The 16083-nt window shown below is 71.9% G+C and carries 14 protein-coding genes; 7 read left to right on the top strand and 7 right to left on the bottom strand.

The genetic code is table 11. The features are described from left to right. Positions 1-55: 55 nt before the first annotated feature. The gene (locus E1265_RS09120) at positions 56-988 is read right to left on the bottom strand and encodes an alpha/beta fold hydrolase (RefSeq protein ID WP_132929741.1); all 933 of its coding nucleotides are present in this window, start codon (positions 986-988) and stop codon (positions 56-58) included. A gap of 79 nt (positions 989-1067) precedes the next feature. Here E1265_RS09120 and E1265_RS09115 point away from each other — a divergent pair, with 79 nt between their 5' ends. Beyond that, complete coding sequence (locus E1265_RS09115; protein ID WP_132929740.1) at positions 1068-1694, top strand: helix-turn-helix domain-containing protein; 627 nt, start codon at positions 1068-1070, stop codon at positions 1692-1694. Positions 1695-1851: 157 nt separating this feature from the next. Here E1265_RS09115 and E1265_RS09110 read toward each other — a convergent pair whose 3' ends face one another. After that, entirely contained in the window at positions 1852-2778 is a 927-nt protein-coding gene (locus E1265_RS09110; RefSeq protein ID WP_132929739.1) for a MarR family transcriptional regulator, read from the bottom strand. Between the two features lie 182 nt (positions 2779-2960). Between E1265_RS09110 and E1265_RS09105 the strand changes: the two genes are divergently transcribed. The 4 genes from E1265_RS09105 to E1265_RS09090 all read left to right on the top strand — a co-directional run bounded on the left by E1265_RS09105 (position 2961) and on the right by E1265_RS09090 (position 9418). Then, entirely contained in the window at positions 2961-3218 is a 258-nt protein-coding gene (locus E1265_RS09105; RefSeq protein WP_132929738.1) for a hypothetical protein, read from the top strand. Next, the gene (locus tag E1265_RS09100; protein WP_132929737.1) at positions 3215-4624 is read left to right on the top strand and encodes a serine hydrolase; all 1410 of its coding nucleotides are present in this window, start codon (positions 3215-3217) and stop codon (positions 4622-4624) included. Before E1265_RS09105 ends, E1265_RS09100 begins: the two co-directional genes overlap by 4 nt. Before the next feature lie 76 nt (positions 4625-4700). Continuing rightward, the gene (locus tag E1265_RS09095; RefSeq protein ID WP_132929736.1) at positions 4701-9152 is read left to right on the top strand and encodes a DUF6531 domain-containing protein; all 4452 of its coding nucleotides are present in this window, start codon (positions 4701-4703) and stop codon (positions 9150-9152) included. A gap of 8 nt (positions 9153-9160) precedes the next feature. Continuing rightward, positions 9161-9418: a hypothetical protein gene (locus E1265_RS09090; protein WP_132929735.1), complete on the top strand. Its 258-nt coding sequence runs from the start codon at positions 9161-9163 to the stop codon at positions 9416-9418. Between the two features lie 6 nt (positions 9419-9424). Here the strand turns inward: E1265_RS09090 and E1265_RS09085 are convergent, their stop codons facing one another. From E1265_RS09085 to E1265_RS09070, 4 genes are all read right to left on the bottom strand, one after another. Further along, complete coding sequence (locus tag E1265_RS09085) at positions 9425-10363, bottom strand: PfkB family carbohydrate kinase (RefSeq protein ID WP_132929734.1); 939 nt, start codon at positions 10361-10363, stop codon at positions 9425-9427. Continuing rightward, entirely contained in the window at positions 10360-11826 is a 1467-nt protein-coding gene (locus E1265_RS09080; RefSeq protein WP_132929733.1) for a cytosine permease, read from the bottom strand. Before E1265_RS09080 ends, E1265_RS09085 begins: the two co-directional genes overlap by 4 nt. A 73-nt stretch (positions 11827-11899) precedes the next feature. After that, entirely contained in the window at positions 11900-12898 is a 999-nt protein-coding gene (locus E1265_RS09075) for an ADP-ribosylglycohydrolase family protein (protein WP_279571415.1), read from the bottom strand. After that, positions 12895-13626 (bottom strand): GntR family transcriptional regulator, encoded by a 732-nt coding sequence (locus tag E1265_RS09070; protein ID WP_132929732.1) that lies wholly within the window; start codon positions 13624-13626, stop codon positions 12895-12897. Before E1265_RS09070 ends, E1265_RS09075 begins: the two co-directional genes overlap by 4 nt. A 124-nt stretch (positions 13627-13750) precedes the next feature. On the opposite strand from E1265_RS09070, the gene E1265_RS09065 reads away from it, so the two are divergent. After that, the gene (locus E1265_RS09065; protein ID WP_132929731.1) at positions 13751-14509 is read left to right on the top strand and encodes an alpha/beta hydrolase; all 759 of its coding nucleotides are present in this window, start codon (positions 13751-13753) and stop codon (positions 14507-14509) included. A gap of 140 nt (positions 14510-14649) precedes the next feature. Beyond that, the gene (locus tag E1265_RS09060) at positions 14650-15081 is read left to right on the top strand and encodes a Rid family hydrolase (RefSeq protein ID WP_132929730.1); all 432 of its coding nucleotides are present in this window, start codon (positions 14650-14652) and stop codon (positions 15079-15081) included. A 15-nt stretch (positions 15082-15096) separates the two neighbouring features. Here E1265_RS09060 and E1265_RS09055 read toward each other — a convergent pair. Next, the coding region (locus tag E1265_RS09055) for a CehA/McbA family metallohydrolase (protein ID WP_347877169.1) at positions 15097-16083 on the bottom strand (987 nt) is incomplete at its 5' end.

Genomic DNA, 16083 nt, shown 5'->3' with positions numbered 1-16083 from the left:
TGGCATTCAGCTCACGGACGAGCCTTCCCTCGATGTGGCCTCGACTTGTCCGAGCCTACGGCGCGTCGTGCTGGGCACTGCCACCCGCACGACTCGCGTCTCCGCGCCGCGGCGCCGCCCAGTCGCGGATCGCGGCGACGAACTCCTCGGGCGCGTCGGACTCCACGTAGGTGCCGGCGCCCTTGACGATCACGGTCTCGTGCTCGGGGAAGGCCGCTTCCAGACGCTCGCGCTCCTGGGGACGGAAGGCGATGTCGGCGTCACCCCACACGATCAGTGTCGGCAGGTGGGCGAGGTCCGCAAGGCCGGCCTCGATCTCGGCGAAGAAGTCCCGGCTGGCGAGGATCCGGCCGGGAAGTACGGCGGAGGCCTGGCGCCGCTCGGGGGTGTTCAGGGCTCGGCGGTAGTGGGTCATCTCGGCTGCGGTCGGCTTCCGCCTTCGGTGGCCTGTGGGGATGAACGCGTTGACGAGGAGGTTGAGCCGCCGGACCAGGAAGCGGATCGGGAGTCCGCCGGCGATGCGAGAGAAGGCCTCGAAGTGGAGGACGCCGTTGACCGGCCAGGCCCAGGTGTTCGCGAGCACCAGCCGATCGAAGACGTCTGGCCGCCGCCGCACGGCGGCCAGGCCGATCGGGCCGCCCCAGTCCTGCGCGACCAGAGTGGCCCCGTTGAGGCCGAGCGCGTCGACGAATCCGGTGACGACGTCCGCGTGCTCCTCGGGCAGGTAACGGTAGCCGGGCCTCGGCGTCGACAGACCGAAGCCCGGGTAGTCGAGGGCGACGCACCGGAAGTCGTCGCGCAGCGCAAGGATCACGTCGCGCCAGAGGAACGACCAGGTCGGGTTGCCGTGCAGAAGCAGCAGTGTGGGACCTGCCCCCTCGTCGACGTAGTGCACGCTGTGCCCGTCGATATCGACGAAGCGGCTCTCGAACGGAAACAGGCCGTCGTCGACCCAGGAGGGCCGCGCACCCTCGATGGCATCGGCCATGGCGGCCCCCTCTCGGCTCGGCCTTGCGATAGACTTGAGCTTGTCAAGCGCACTTGAGATAGTCAAGTAGAGAGATGCGATGCGTAGCTACGGCCAGTACTGCGGGCTCGCCCGGTCCCTCGAAGTCGTCGGCGATCGGTGGAACCTGCTCGTCGTCCGCCAACTCCTCATCGCCCCCGCCCGCTACCGTGACCTGATCGACGGCCTCCCCGGCATCGCGACCAACCTGCTCGCCGACCGGCTCCGTGACCTGGAAGCCTCGGGCGTGGTCGAGCGGCGACTGACTGGCGAGGGCAGCGTGGTCGAGTACACGCTCACGGCATGGGGTGCCGAGCTGCGCCAGCCGATCGAGAGCCTGATCCGCTGGTCCACCCCGCTGATGGTCCGCGGCCCCGACGGCGACTCCTTCCGCCCCGAGTGGCTCGCCCTCGCCGTCCCCGCCCTGCTCGACACCCGGGTCAAGGTCCGCCCCTCGGCGACGGTCGGCCTCGAGATCGGCGGCCCGCCCTTCCAACTCCGCGCGACGCGCTCCGGCTTCGAGGTCGGCCCGCATGACGGGCGCGACCTCGACGCCACCGTTCGCGCCGACCCCGCCTACGTCCTCGGCCTCGCCGCCGGCGCCCTCACCCTCAGCGACGCCCGCGCTCTCGGACTGGTCGAGATCGACGGCGACGAGTCCGTCATCCGCACCGTCTTCGCCGCCTGACGGGGCCGCTCCGCACGCTGCGGCTTGTCGCGGACCACACGTACATCCTCACCGACCGGCACCTCCTACGCGGCGCGCCTGAACTCTGCGCCACGGAGAACGTCCGGGGCTCCGCCGCGAGGTCTCGGCCGCCACGGCCTGATCACGGGATCCCCCGTCAGTCGAGGCGGTCGAGCGCCGCGCGTTGGGACGGGGTCAGGCGGTCCGGTCTCGTGGTGAGGGTGTACGTGTGGTCCGCGACGAGCCGCAGGGTGAGCGGGTCGGCGATGGCCGGTTGGCGCCGGATGGCGTCAACGGCCGCGGTGACACGGTCGGGGGGCCAGCCGAGCGCCCTGGCCAGTGTCCCCACGGTGACCGGGCGGCCGGCGTGCGCGAGGGCGGCGAGCACGGTGAGCGCGTCGGAGGCGTTGGCGGCCTCGGCGAGGCCACTCATCTGTTCGCCGAGCTTGGCGAAGAACCGGCCCATCGTGTCGAGTCGGGCGCCGGCGGGCGTGTCGGCGCCGAAGATGTCGACGCCACGCCGTGCGGTGGCCGCGACCTGATCGTGTGCGCCGGTGTCGGTCCGCCACGCTCGGAGCCAGACCTCCTCGTCGATCACGTACCGCTCGCGGCGGCTGCCGGGGTCCGGGTGACGGACGACCAGGTCCATGGCTTGGAGTGAGCCGACGGACTTGGACACCGATGCCGGGCTGACCCGTAGCCGGCGGACCAGATCGGCGGCGGTCAGGCCGTCGGCGTCGGCGGTGAGCAGGCAGACGAACACCCGGGCGGTCATCCTTGGCATGCCCGTCGCGGCCAGCACGGTGGCGAACTGGTCGACGAAGGCGCGCACGGCCTCGGCCGGCTGCTCGTCGGTCGTCGGCTCGGCGGGTGGCGCCGACCTGCTCCGGCGCGCGCGGTGGTCGGCGGCCCGCTGCGCTCGGGCGGCCCGGTAGTCACCGGGTGTCCCGTTGCGGGTGACCTCCCGGCTGATCGTGGACGTCGGCCGGCCGAGTTGTCGGCCGATCTCCGCGTAGCCGAGCCCGTCCGCCAGCCACGCCGCGATCCGCTGGCGGTCCTCGTGGGTCAGCCTGCCTCCGGGCACCGGCAGCCCCTCCCTCCTTGCGTTCCTCGACAGTACATTGCAACGACCCGGCTGAGGGAATTGCGTTTTCCCACAGGCCTGTTGCAACGATTCGCAAGCTGAACTGGGGTTTTGTCGAGACAGAGTTGACGGAGAGAGAAACGCAACTTAGCTTTCTTGCATCTCGAAAGGGAGGAAACCTCATGCACGTGATGGCCGTGTCGACGGTCTCGGACCAGGACAGGTTCTGGAGCGGCCTGAAGAAGGCACACGCCAAGCTCCCCAGGGGCGCCGCCTGGAAGGTGGCGGTCGCGAGCAAGGACGGGACCAGGGCGGTGAACATCATCACCCACGACTCCATCGACGCCGTCCGGGACTTCTTCGAGACACACGCCGGCGGCCACGCCACCACGGAGTACTTCGAAGCGGACGCCGCCAACGCGGTCGGTCTCCCGCGATGAGGCTCGACATACCGCGCACCCGCGCCCGGGTCGCCGAACTCCTCGCCGAGTACGGGATCCCGAGCGCCGCGGTCGGCGTGCTCCACGACGGGGAGGTCGCCGAGTTCGCGGTCGGCGTCAGGGACATGCGGACGGGGGAGCCAGCGACGACGGACACCGTCTACCAGTGCGGCTCCATGACCAAGACCTGGACGGCCCTGGCCTTCATGCAGCTCGTCGACGAGGGGAAGGTCGACCTGGACGAGCCGGTGCGGGCCTGCCTGCCGGGTTTCACCGTCGCCGATCCCGAGGCGGCCGCCACGGTCACCCCTCGCCACCTGTTGTGCCACACCAACGGCATCGAGGAGGCGTACGGCGATCCCGGCGAGGACGGCGACGTCTACGCGCGCATGGTCGAGAACATCGCCGACGCGCCCCAGGTCTTCCCGGTCGGTCACACCCACGGTTACAGCGTGGCGCTGGGCTACGCGATCCTCGCGCGGATCCTTGAGGTGCGCGACGGCAGACGCTGGGACGACGTCATGCGGGATCGTCTCTTCGACCCGATGGGGCTGACCAGCACGCACAGCTGGCACGAGCGGGTGGACGAGACCCGGGCCGCGACCGGGCACCTGCTGCGCTCCCCGGAGGAGGGCCCGGTCGTCACACCGGTGGACCACCTGCCACGCGCCTTCGGCCCCGGCGGCAACATCACCTCGACGACCCGGGAGGTGCTCGCGCTGGCGCACGTCCTCCTCAGCGACGGCACGGCGCCGAACGGAAACCGGATCGTCTCGGCCGAGAGCGTCCGGGAAATGACGCGGTCGCGGGTTCCCGTACCCGACCCGTACATGTTCGGGCCCGAATGGGCGCTCGGTCTCATCGTGTGCGACTGGCACGGCGAGACCGTCTACGCGAGCGACGGCAGCACGATCGGGCAGAACGCGCGGCTGCGGCTGCTGCCGGACTCGAACACCGCCCTCACCATGCTGACCAACGGCGGACCGCGAGACGGCTTCTACCGCGCCGTGTTCAACGAGATCCTGGCCGACCTCGGCGCGACCACCATCCCTGAGCTGCCCGCGCCGGACGCGACGCTCGACCTCGACCTGGCCCGGTACGAAGGCGTCTATGAGCGCCCCGGCACCCGCTACGAGGTGTCGGCCGAAGGGGGAAAGCTGTATCTGACCCTGGTCGTCGACCCCGTGCAGGCGGAGTTCCTCCAGCAACCCGACCGCGTCAGGTACGAGTTGCTCCCAGTGAGCGAGACGCACTTCCTGATGCCGCCGGCGCGGGCGTGGGAGGACACCCAGACGGTCGCGATCTACGGCTTCACGAACGGGGTCGCCCGCTACCTGCACACCAACTGCCGGGTGACCCCGCGCACCGGACCGCTGCCGCTCGACCACCTCCGCGCCGTCGACTGACCTGCTGAGCCCTCGACCCGCCGTTTACCGTACAGTCAGGCTTTGCACATCGCTTGATCACCACGGGGGGAAGTTCGTGGCACGTCCGTCTGACTGGTCGCCGGTGGACATGGACCGGGACCCGACGCCGGGCAATCCGGACGAGGTTCGTGACCTCGCCGACTCGCTCCAGACCTTCGCGGACGACGTGGGCGAGGCGCTGGGCCGTATCCGGGGCATGGCGGAGGACCGGGCGGTGCTGGACTGGGCCGGTCTGTCGGCCGAGGCGTTCCGGTCCGAGTTCGACGGGGTACCGGGGAATCTGGAGAAGCTCCAGACGTCGTATGACATGGCTGCCCAAGCCCTGGCGACCTACTGGCCGACGTTGGAGACGGCGCAGGGCATGGCGGACCGTGCGTTGGACCGCGCCATCGCCGCGCAGGCCGATCTCTCCTCAGCCCAGGCGGCGTTGACGGACGCGCAGGACTGGGTGTCGCGGGCCGGCGAGGAGGCCGACCGGCTGGAACGCGAGGGCGAGCGGGAGGGCGTCGAACCGCCGTCCGAGGCGGAGGTGCGGGCGGCGACCCGGGACGCGTCCGCCGCCAACGAGGCGGCCTCCTCCGCCCAGGGCCGGGTCGACGGCGCCGAGGAGGCCCTCTCCGCCGCCCGCCAACTCGCCCAGGACGCCAAGGAGATGCGCGAGGAGGCCGCCCGCACCTGCGCCTCCGAGATCGACGCCGCCTCGGACGCCGGCATCCAGAACCGTCGTTGGTGGGAGGACGCCATCCACTGGGTGTCCGAGAACTGGGACACCATCGTCGAGATATGCAAGGTCGTCGTCGCCGTTCTCGGCATCGTCGTCATGATCATCGGCGGACCCCTCGCCTGGGTCGTCCTCGCCGCCGCCCTCGTCGTCCTCGCCGACACCCTCTACGACTACGCCAACGGCCGAGCCTCCCTCTGGGACGTCGCCTTCGCCGCCCTCGACTGCATCCCCGGCATGAAAGGCCTCACCACCCTCGGCGGCCTCGCCCGAGGCCTACGCGGCCTCGGCTCCACCGGCCTGCGCGGCATGGTGGCGGGCGTGGAAGGGCTCGGGCAGAGCATGCGCGGCATGGCACGAGGCATGCGACGGCTGTTCTGCCGCACGGACCCGATCGACATGGCCACCGGCGAGATGGTGATGTCGGCGACGGACCTCGAACTCCCCGGCGTGTTGTCCCTGGCGCTGGAACGCCACCACCGCACATCGGTCAGGACGGGGCGTTGCTTCGGCCCCTCCTGGGCCTCCACCCTGGACCAGCGGCTCGTCCTCGAAGACCGGGGCGTGCGGTTGTGCGCCGACGACGGGATGATCCTCCACTTCCCCCGTCCCCTGCCCGACGAGCCGGTACTGCCGGTCGAGGGTCCGCGTTGGACGCTTTCCTGGGACGGCCGGCCGGGTTCGCCCATGTCGGTTCACCAGCCGGAGACCGGACGGACCCTGCACTTCACGGCGGTTCCCAGCCGCCAGGGCGCGGAGCTCCCGCTGACCGCGATAACCGACCGCAATCACAACCGCGTCGACGTCGAGTACGACGCGGAGGGCGCGCCGTGCCGCCTGGCCCACGACGGCGGGTACGAGGTCGGCATCACCACCGTCGGGGGGCGCGTCACCGAACTCCGGCTGCTCAGCGCCCCGGACCGGCCCACGCTGCGGCGCTATCGTTACGACGAGCGCGGCAACCTCGTCGGAATCCACAACTCCTCCGGCCGGCCCCTCACTCTGACCTACGACGAGAAGCGTCGCATCACCGGTTGGCAGGACCGCAACGGCGTCTGGTATCGGTACACCTACGACGACGACGGCCGGTGCGTCCGCACGGAAGGCGTCGACGGCTTCCTCAGCAGCCGCATCGACTACGACCCCGTGACCCGTCGCACGCTCTTCACGGACTCCCTCGGCAACACCACGGTCTACCAGTTCGACGACAGCTACCAGTTGATCACGGAGACCGACCCCCTCGGTCACCACACCCACCGCACCTGGGACCGCTACGATCGGCCGCTGACCGTCACCGATCCCATGGGTGGCACCAGCCGCTTCACCTACGACGACGACGGCAACCTGGTACGGATACAGCGTGCCGACGGCAGCCACGCGAGCGCCGAGTACAACGACAAGCGGCAACCCGTCGTCATCGTCGAGCCGGACGGCCAACGGTGGGGGCAGAACTACGACGAGCGCGGGAATCTCGTCGCCGTCGTCGATCCGCTCGGCGCCACGACGTCCTACTCCTACGACGACCGCGGTCATCTGGTCCAGGCCGTCGATCCCCTGGGAGGCGTGCGCCGGCTGGAGAACGACGCGGCCGGGCTTCCGGTGCGGGTGACCGAACCGGACGGCTCCGTGACGCGTTGCGTGCGCGACCCGCTCGGGCACGTGGCCGAGACGATCGACCCCATGGGCGGGGTCACCCGCGTCGACTGGTCGGTCGAGGGCAAACCGCTCCGCAGGACACTGCCCGACGGTAGCGTCGACTCCTGGGCGTACGACGGCGAGAACAACCTCACCGCGTACACCAACGCGGCCGGCGGCGTGACGGCCTACGAGCTGACGCACTTCGATCTACCCGCCGTTCGCACCGGTCCGGACGGCGCCCGGACCACGTACGCCTACGACACCGAGGGCAACCTGATCTCGGTCACCAACGCACGGGGCCTGGTGTGGACATACGCGCTCGACGCCTGCGGTCGCGTGGCCAGCGAGACGGACTTCGACGGCCGGACGATCCGGTACCGCTACGACGCCGCCGGGCGCCTCTCCGAACAGACCAACGGCGCCGGCCAGACCGTCCAGTTCGACCGCGACGCGCTCGGCGAGATCGTGACCCGGCGCGCCGGCGATTCCGTCACCGTCTTCGAACGCGACGGCCTCAGCCGCATCGTCCGCGCCAGCAACGCCGACGCGGAGCTGCGCCTCGAACGTGACCTGCTGGGTCGTGTCGTCGCCGAGATCTGCAACGGCAGAACGCTGGTCTCCGAGTACGACGCGATGGGCCGGCGCACGTCCCGACGCACCCCGTCGGGCGTGCTCAGCAGCTGGCGGTACGACGAGGTGCACCGCCCGCTGGCTTTGGACGTCGCCGGCCGGGTCCTCGGATTCGCGCACGACGGCGCGGGGCGCGAGGTCCGGCGTGACCTCTCGGCCACCGTGCGCCTCACCCAGCGCTGGGACGTCTCGGGCCGGCTCGTCGCCCAGACCCTCACCGGCCCCGACACCGGCGACGGCGAGGCCGCGCCCCCGCTCCAGGAGCGCGGCTACGCCTACCGGGCCGACGGCCACATGTCCTCGATCACGGACCTGATGGGCGGGGATCGCCAGTTCACGCTCGACGCCGCGGGCCGGATCACGGGAGTGGCGTCCGGCGGGCAGACCGAGTCCTACGCCTACGACGCCGTGGGCAACGTGACCCACGCGACCTGGTCCGGCGAGGAGCGGGACGCACAGGGCTCACGCGCCTACGCCGGTACGCTCGTCCGCCGGGCCGGACGGATCGGATACGAGTACGACGGGCAGGGTCGCGTCGTACGGCAGACGCGGAAACTGCTGTCCGGAGGCAGCCGCGTCTGGCGGTACGTCTGGGATGCGGACGACCGCCTGGTGCGACTCGAGACGCCGGACGGGAGCCGCTGGCGCTACCTCTACGACCCGCTCGGCCGCCGGGTGGCCAAGGAGCGGGTGACCGACGACGGGGGCACGGCGGATCGGACCGACTTCGTCTGGGACGGCACGCGCATCGCCGAGCGGTCAGGCGGTGACGGACGCACCACCACCTGGGAGTGGCAGCCGGGAGAGCACCGGCCCGTGGCCCAACTCGACAAGGCAGGTGTCGACGAGCGTTTCCACGCCATCGTCACGGACCTCGTCGGCACCCCCACGGAACTCCTCGACGACGCCGGGCACATCAGCCGGCAGCCGGAGACGAGCGTGTGGGGCGTCGTCACCGGGAGCGCCCCGGACGACGCCGCGTGCCCGTTCCGCTTCCCTGGCCAGTACCACGACGCCGAGTCCGGCCTCAACTACAACTACCAGCGCTACTACGCGCCCGAGACGGCGCGTTACCAGTCGCCCGACCCCCTCGGACTCCTCCCCGCCCTCGACCACCATTCCTATGTGCACAACCCGTTCTCGTGGACGGACCCCCTCGGCCTGTCCGGTTGTGACGAGTACTTCTCGATCTACCGCACGCCGAGGCGTGACGACCTGGCGGACGAGTTGGCGAACGGCCCCGACCCGGCGAACTTCCCGCCCGTCACACGCCAGTCCGGCGCGTACTTCGGTGAGCGCAGCGTCGCGGCCGAGTACCAGGGGCGGCGTGGCTATGCGGAGGGCATGGTTCGTTACGATATGGACCCCGCCTTCGTCAACGAGTTCATGGACTGCATGCACCGCTACGACTGGGCCGGACCGAACGGCTCTCCCCGCATCGAGTGGTGCATCCCGGCCGACCGGCTGGCGCGGTTCAACGAACTGACCGGTGGGCGAAGGACCTTCATCCCGATGTGAGGAGTGCGGTGCACGAGGCGGTATCCGTTCACCAGGAGTTCGACGCGACCGTCACCGAGATCGCTCCCTGGGGCGTGCTGGTCGACCTGGGGGGCGGGGTGGCGGGGCTCATCGACAACCTCAAGCTCCCGGAGTGGCTCGACGACGAGCCACTCCCCGAGGTCGGCAGCGTCGTCCATGTCGTCGTCCTGGACGACGCCCGCGATCCGGTCCGTGTTAGCGCTCTGGCCTCGGACCTGGAGATCGCCCGCGGTCATCGCGGTTGACCTCGCTCAGGTGGCCGCCCGGCCGAGGAACTCCGCCAGCTCCGCGCTGGTCGGGGCCGTGGCCGGGCCGGTGCGGGTGACGGCGATGGCGGCCGCCGCGTTGGCGGCGCGGGCCGCGTCGAGTGGGGTGTCGCCCTGGCCGAGCCGGGCGAGGAAGGCGCCGACGTGGGCGTCGCCGGCGCCGTTGGTGTCGACGGCGCGGACGGGGAAGCCCGGCACGTGCCGGGGCTCGGAGCCCGGCAGCGCGAGCCAGCAGCCGTCGCCGCCATCGCGGACCAGCGCGCCGGCGGCCGGCGAGAGCCGGCCGCGCAGGGCCGCCGCCGCGGCGGCCGGCTCCGCGTGGCCGGTCATCAGGCGCGCCTCGCGGGCGTTGGCGCTGAGCCAGTCGACACGGGCGAGCACCGGGTCGAGCACGGCCGGCGGGATGTCGGCGACCAGCGGGGCCGGGTCGAAGCACAGGGTGACGTCGGCGGGCAGCCCGGCCGCGAGCCGCGCCAGCGGCGGCCCGCCGGCTGGCAGCGCCAGCGCGTAGCCGGACAGCTGGACCAGGTCGCCGGGCCCGATCGCGGCGGCGACGGCGGCCACCTCCGGCTCGGCGAGCCTGGCCTCGACGCCGAAGCTGGTGACGAAGGTGCGTTCGCCGCCGCCGTCGACCAGGGCCACGGTGAACCCGGTGTCACCGTCGACGCGGACTGGCAGCAGGGTCTGGATGCCCTCACCGGCCAGCGCCGCCCGCACCAACTCGCCGTAGGGGCCGGTGCCGTGCGGTCCGGCGAAGACGGCTCGGGCGCCGAGCCGGCGGGCGGCGACGAGGGTGTTGAGGCCGCCGCCCACGGTGAGCTCGGCGCGTGAGCCGATCACGTCGCCGCCGCGCTCCGGCAGTGCCGGGATCTCGATGACCAGGTCGGCGATGACGTTGCCGACGAGGACCAGGCGGCGGCTCATCGGCCGGCTCCCTGGAGGGCGGGCTCCGGGGTGGCCTGGGCGTCGGGCCTGGCGGCCCGGTCGGTCAGCGCGTAGCTGGCGGCGCCGGTGGCCATCGCGATCGCCCAGCCCAGGCCGTTGGTGCCGGCCCAGGTGTCCGCGAAGGGGCCCTCGAACCAGACGTCGGTGCTGGTGGCGGCCGTGGTGAAGAGCAGTCCCGCCACGATGGCGGCGGCCCAGCCGATGACGGCCGGCAGCCGGAAGCCGCCGGAGTACCAGTAGCGGCTGGTGCGGCCGGTGTCCATCAGCGCCTCCGCGTCGTAGGAGCGGCCGCGCAGCGAGTCCACCGCGACCACGCCGATCCACGCCGAGATGGGGACGGCCAGGAGGGTGAGGAAGGTGGAGAACGGGCCGTAGAAGTCGTCCGCGATCAGCATCAGATAGATGCCGCCGGCGAACATCAGCACCACGTCGAGGGCGACCGCCCACACCCGGGGCACCCGTAGGCCGAGGGTGATCATCGTCAGTCCCGCGGAGTAGGTGGACAGGTGGTTGGACATCAGCAGCCCACCGAACGCCGCGACCAGGTACGGGATGGCCATCCAGGAAGGCAGCATCTCGTTGATGGCGGCGACCGGGTCGGACGAGGTGGCGAGCGTAGCGTCGCCCGCCGTCAGCAGGGAGCCGAGCGAGATCAGCAGGAGCAGCGGGATGCCGGCGCCGAACGCCGAGGCCACGATCAGCCGGCTGCCGGCGATCTCCCGCGGCAGGTAGCGGGCGTAGTCGGCGCCCGCGTTGGCCCAGCCGATGCCGGTGCCGGCGGCGATGAAGCCGATGCCGGCTATCACGCCGCTGGTGGCGCCGGCCGGCGCGTCGAGGACGCGGCTCCAGTCGACCGTGGCGACCAGGAAGCCCATCACGATCAGGTTGAGTACGCCGAAGACGACGGTGGCCCACTTGTTGATCCACATGATGGTGGCGTGCCCGAGGCCGCTGATCAGCAGGGTGCAGGCGATGAAGACCAGCAGGCAGAGCAGGGTGAGCACGGTGTTGCGGTCCAGGCCGAACGCGATGTCGAGCATGGCGAGCAGGGCGTAGGCCGCGGTGGTGGTGGAGATCGTCTCCCAGCCGATCCTGCTCAGCCAGCTCACCAGGGTGGGGCCGGCGTTGCCGCGCTGCCCGAAGACGGCCCGGGAGAGGGTGAGCGCCGGGGCGCCACCCTTCTTGCCCGCCAGGCTGAGCGCCCCCACCAGGGCGAAGGAGCCGAAGGACCCGACGAGGGCGACGAGTACCGCCTGCCAGATGTTGAGCCCCCGGAAGGCGACCAGGGTGGCGCCGAGCGGAAGGCCGAGGATGCTGATGTTGGCGGCGAACCAGGTCCAGAACATCTGACCCGCGTGGCCGTGCCGCTCGTGGTCGGGAACGGGCTCGATGCCGCGGGTCTCAACGGCGCCGACGCGATCGTTCGTCTTCGAAACGCTCATCTTCGGTGCCTCCTTAGTGGTGCGATGGGGCGGGTGGTGCGATGGGGCGGATGGTGCCGGGCGGATCAGCGCGTCAGCGCAGGGCGATCAGCCGGTGGGTCAGGGGTTCGAGGTCGAGGGAGTTGACGTCGCGCAGGGTGCGCACGGCGTCGGGGGGCAGGGCGGAGAGCCCGGCGACCGAGCCGGCGATCGCGCCGGCGATCGCGCCGATGGTGTCGGTGTCGCCGCCGAGGTTGGCGGCGAGCACGGCGGCCCGCCAGGGGTCGCCGTCGGCCATGGCCAGGACCGCGAAGGCCGCGGGTACCGACTCCTGGGTGGCCACGCTGCTGCCGACCAGCTCCGAGACGCGGTCCACGGCCTGCTCCTCGGGCACTCCTTCGACCAGCCGCCAGGCCCACTCGACGCGGGCCGCGACATCGGCCCCGGCGATCCAGTGCCCGCGCCTGGCTCCCGCCCGGGCGGCGGCGACCGCGGCCCGGACGGCGTCGGCGAGGCCGCCGCCGGCGACGCCGGTGCTGACGGCGGCGGCGACGGCCGCCGCGCCCGCGATCCCGATCGTCGTGTCGTGGGTGACCTGGCAGGACTCCACGACCCGGTCGAGGAACGGTTCGAGCGGTTCGGCGGGGAAGGCGATGCCGACCGGGGTGACGCGCATCGCGGCCCCGTTGGTGGTGCCGAACCTGCCGGCCTCGGCCGGGGGCACGCCACGGGCCACGGCGTCCAGGGCCGCCTTGGTCGACGGGCCGAGCAGGTCGAGGGAGCCCTTGGCCCTCATCTGCTTCTCCCAGTCGAGAAGCTCCTCGGCGAGGCGCAGCGGGTCGATCCGACCCTGTCCCTCGGCGATGAGCCGGCCGACGAGCACGGCCTGGTCGGTGTCGTCGGTGATCGAGCCGGCCGGCATGCCCGCGCTGATCGGGTTGTCGGGCGAGGAGTCGTGGAAGCCGGAGATCGTCCCATAGGCGCGCCGGACGTGCTCCCGCGACATCGACTGGGTCGGCATGCCGAGCGCGTCGCCGAGGGCGAGGCCGTAGTAGGCGCCGAGCGCGCGGTCGAGCAGGGGCGGGGCGGTCACCGTGGTGCTCCCTGGTGGGACGTCTCGTGGGTGCGTATCCGCAGCTGGAACCTGGCGGGGTCGAGGAGGCTGGTGACCTGCTCGACGACCGAGCCGTCGGCCGCGCGGTGGACCTTGGCCAGGTGGAGGAAGGGCTCACCCGTGGAGCGGTGCAGCACGGCGGCCTCCGCGGCGTCGATCGCCCGGACCGACACCAGGCCCTCGCCCGAGGCGGTGACGCGACCGGCGGCGACCAGCGCCGTGTTGAGCGAGCCCTCCCGGAGCCCGCGCCGCGGCAGCTCGGCCAACTCGCCCACGGCCGGGATGCGGCTGCGCTCCAGGGAGACGCCCTGCCCGTCGGGAAGCCGCCTGACCCGGTCGAGCGCGACGAAGGCGTCGGAGGCGACGCCCAGTTCGGCGGCGAGCGCCGGGTCGGCGATCGTCTCGAACCGGTGGATCTCGGTGGTCAGGTCGACGCCCCGCTCGGCCAGCGCCTGGGTCCAGCCGCGTCGGGTGTCCAGCGGAGTGCCGTCGAAGGTGACGAACGAGCCGATGCCGGCGTGGGTGGCGATCAGCCCCTCGTCGCCGAGCACCCTGAGCGCCTGCCGCAGCGTGGTCCTGCTGACCCCGAACCGTTCTCTGAGCGCGTGCTCCCCCGGCAGCCTGCTGCCGTCGGAGTGGACCCCGGCACGGATCTCGTCGGCGAGGACGCGGGCGATGCGCTGATGTTTGTGTACCTGTCCAGGCATGTCTAGAACATAGGCGCGACGAACCCCTCGGGTCCATAGCCACCGCCAAGATCTTTCCGGACCGGTCCGGCGGTCCCCTGCTGTGGTGGACGCCGGGCGACGACGCGTGAAAGGCTGGCGTTCCATGCCGCCAGTGGTCTTCCTGCACGGTCTCATCGGGCCGTTCGCCGACGAGCGCGCGTTCGTGCCGCTCCATCCGTCCCGGATCATCGCCCCCGACCTGCTCGGCTACGGTGCGAACGCGACCGCCGACCCCGGCGGCATCTCCATCGACGCACAGGTGGAGCACCTGCGCACCGTCCTTGACCTGGCACTGCCCAACACCCCCGCGCACCTGGTCGGTCACTCCGTCGGCGGCGTGATCGCGGCCACGTTCGCCCACCGGTTCCCGGACCGAACCGCGTCGTTCGTCAACGTCGAAGGCAACTTCACCCTGGCCGACGCCTTCTGGTCGGCGCAGATCGCCACGAAGACGACCGCGGAGGTGGAACAGCTGCTGCGGGCCGACCGAGCAGAGCCGGAGCGTTGGCTGCGCGACGGCGGCATCGAGCCGAGCCGGGGTCGCGTCCGCTCCGCCGCGCAGGCCCTCGCCCACCAGCCCGCGACCACGGTCCAGGCGATGGCCCGTGCCGTCGTCGACCACACCGCACGGGCTGACTACGAGCGGTCGCTGCGCGAGGTGTTCGAGCGAACCCCGGTGCACCTGGTCGCCGGAGCCCGCTCGCGCCCCGGATGGCACGTTCCCGAGTGGGCCCTGGCAGCCGCGGCCACCTACACCGAACTGCCGGGGACGGGCCACATGGTGATGCTGGAAGCGCCGGAAGCCTTCGGCGCACTTCTCGCCGAACTGATCGCCACCGCCCCGACCGGCCCACGGACGTAGGCCGAAGGGCTGAGCCCGGGTAGGTCCGCTTCGCGGAATCGACCCACGTCGGCGCGGTGTTGGGCGACGAGAGGGGCGCGTTCGGCCCCTCGCCCGCCGGAGGCGACAGGCGCCCCGCACCAGGAGAGGATCCACGCGTCATGACGCGCGATGCCCGCACGATCACCAACCCGCCCACGCTCCACGACCCGACGCCGTTCGGCTACAGCCACGCCGTCTCGGCACCAGGGGAACTGGTCTTCGTCGCCGGCCAGTACGCCTCCGACGCCACCGGCTCCCCGGTGCCGGGGGACTTCGCCGCCCAGGTGGACCTGGCCTTCGACCGGCTGTGGTCCGCGCTTGAGGGGGTGGGGCTCGGTTTCGAACACGTGGTCAGGCTCGGCTCGTTCATCGTCGCCCACGGCCCCGAACGGCTGGAGACCCTCGGCAGGGCGCTCCACGCCCGCTTCGGGGACCGGCTGCCGGCCCAGACGCTCAGCGGGGTCGCCTCGCTCGCCCTCCCGGGGATGCTTTTCGAGGTCGACGCGATCGCCGTCCGGCCGACCACGCCGGGGGCGCCGGGCGCCGCCTGACGGCGGGCGGAGCGTTCAGTCCAGGATGATCGGGTTGCTGAGCGCCGCCATATGCCCGTGGGGATGGCGTACCTCGACGCGCACCAAGCCGGCCTCCCGGGCGCTGGTGCGCCACTCCACGGCGCCAGTACCGGTGTCGGGCAGCGACTCGTGGTGCGCCTTCCCGACCTCGGTATGGAAGCTGACGGTGCCCGACGGCACACCGCGGACGTCCGCCCGCACCAGGGCCGGCCCGCCGCCGGTCTCCAGTCGCTCGCCGATCCCGGCGACGTGATCGCCGGCCAGCACCGTGAACGTGAACTCCACGGCGGCTGACTCGGCTATCCAGCTCCGGCCGGCCCGGATGCCGGCGAGGATGGCGTCGGTGCTCAGCTCGTCCGCCAGCACGACGGTGTGCGGAGTGCCGAGCTGGCCCTTCAGATGGGTGTCGCTGTTGCCCATCGCCGGCCGCCACCGCCCCCGGTGGACGTCCGCGGCCAGACCGCGACCCCATTCGGCGAGTGCGGCCTCGTTGTCGGCGTTCCACGGCAGGTCCGAGCTCCACGGCCCGTTCCACACCTCGACCACGTCGAACCCGTGGTACGGGTACATGAACGTGCCCGAGACGTACGGCGCGTACGGATGGGCCGCCACGCACACCCCGCCGACCTGACGCACCCGCTCCAGATGCCGGTCGACCACCGCGTCCCGCACCCCGTACCGCCAGTCGATCACCTGACCGGGGCGGAGCCCGAGCGCCAGCCAGTGCCCGGTCCTGGTGGTGACCTCCTCGCCCAGGACCACCAGCAGGTCGTCGCCCGCGTACCGGCCCCAGACGCCATGCGTGGCGGCCGACCCGTGCTCGGTGGTCGCGAGGAAGTCGAGACCCGCCTCGTCGGCGCCGGCCGCCAGCTCCTCGGGTGTCAGCTCGCCACCGACCGAGCACGCCGAATGCACGTGACAGTCACCGCGGTACCAGCCACGCCCCCTGCCCGCCACCCGCACCGGCGGAAAGTCCTCCCC

It is taken from the genome of Streptomyces sp. 8K308, from assembly GCF_004348315.1.
Lineage (GTDB): Bacteria > Actinomycetota > Actinomycetes > Streptomycetales > Streptomycetaceae > Streptomyces.
This window is presented reverse-complemented; position numbering and strand designations above follow the sequence as displayed.

Excerpts from the sequence above, each read along its gene's own strand:
- E1265_RS09120 (WP_132929741.1), bottom strand. The coding sequence starts at position 988 with ATGGCCGATGCCATCGAGGGTGCGCGGCCCTCCTGGGTCGACGACGGC.
- E1265_RS09115 (WP_132929740.1), top strand. The coding sequence starts at position 1,068 with ATGCGTAGCTACGGCCAGTACTGCGGGCTCGCCCGGTCCCTCGAAGTC.
- E1265_RS09105 (WP_132929738.1), top strand. The coding sequence starts at position 2,961 with ATGCACGTGATGGCCGTGTCGACGGTCTCGGACCAGGACAGGTTCTGG.
- E1265_RS09100 (WP_132929737.1), top strand. The coding sequence starts at position 3,215 with ATGAGGCTCGACATACCGCGCACCCGCGCCCGGGTCGCCGAACTCCTC.
- E1265_RS09085 (WP_132929734.1), bottom strand. The coding sequence starts at position 10,363 with ATGAGCCGCCGCCTGGTCCTCGTCGGCAACGTCATCGCCGACCTGGTC.
- E1265_RS09080 (WP_132929733.1), bottom strand. The coding sequence starts at position 11,826 with ATGAGCGTTTCGAAGACGAACGATCGCGTCGGCGCCGTTGAGACCCGC.
- E1265_RS09070 (WP_132929732.1), bottom strand. The coding sequence starts at position 13,626 with ATGCCTGGACAGGTACACAAACATCAGCGCATCGCCCGCGTCCTCGCC.
- E1265_RS09065 (WP_132929731.1), top strand. The coding sequence starts at position 13,751 with ATGCCGCCAGTGGTCTTCCTGCACGGTCTCATCGGGCCGTTCGCCGAC.
- E1265_RS09060 (WP_132929730.1), top strand. The coding sequence starts at position 14,650 with ATGACGCGCGATGCCCGCACGATCACCAACCCGCCCACGCTCCACGAC.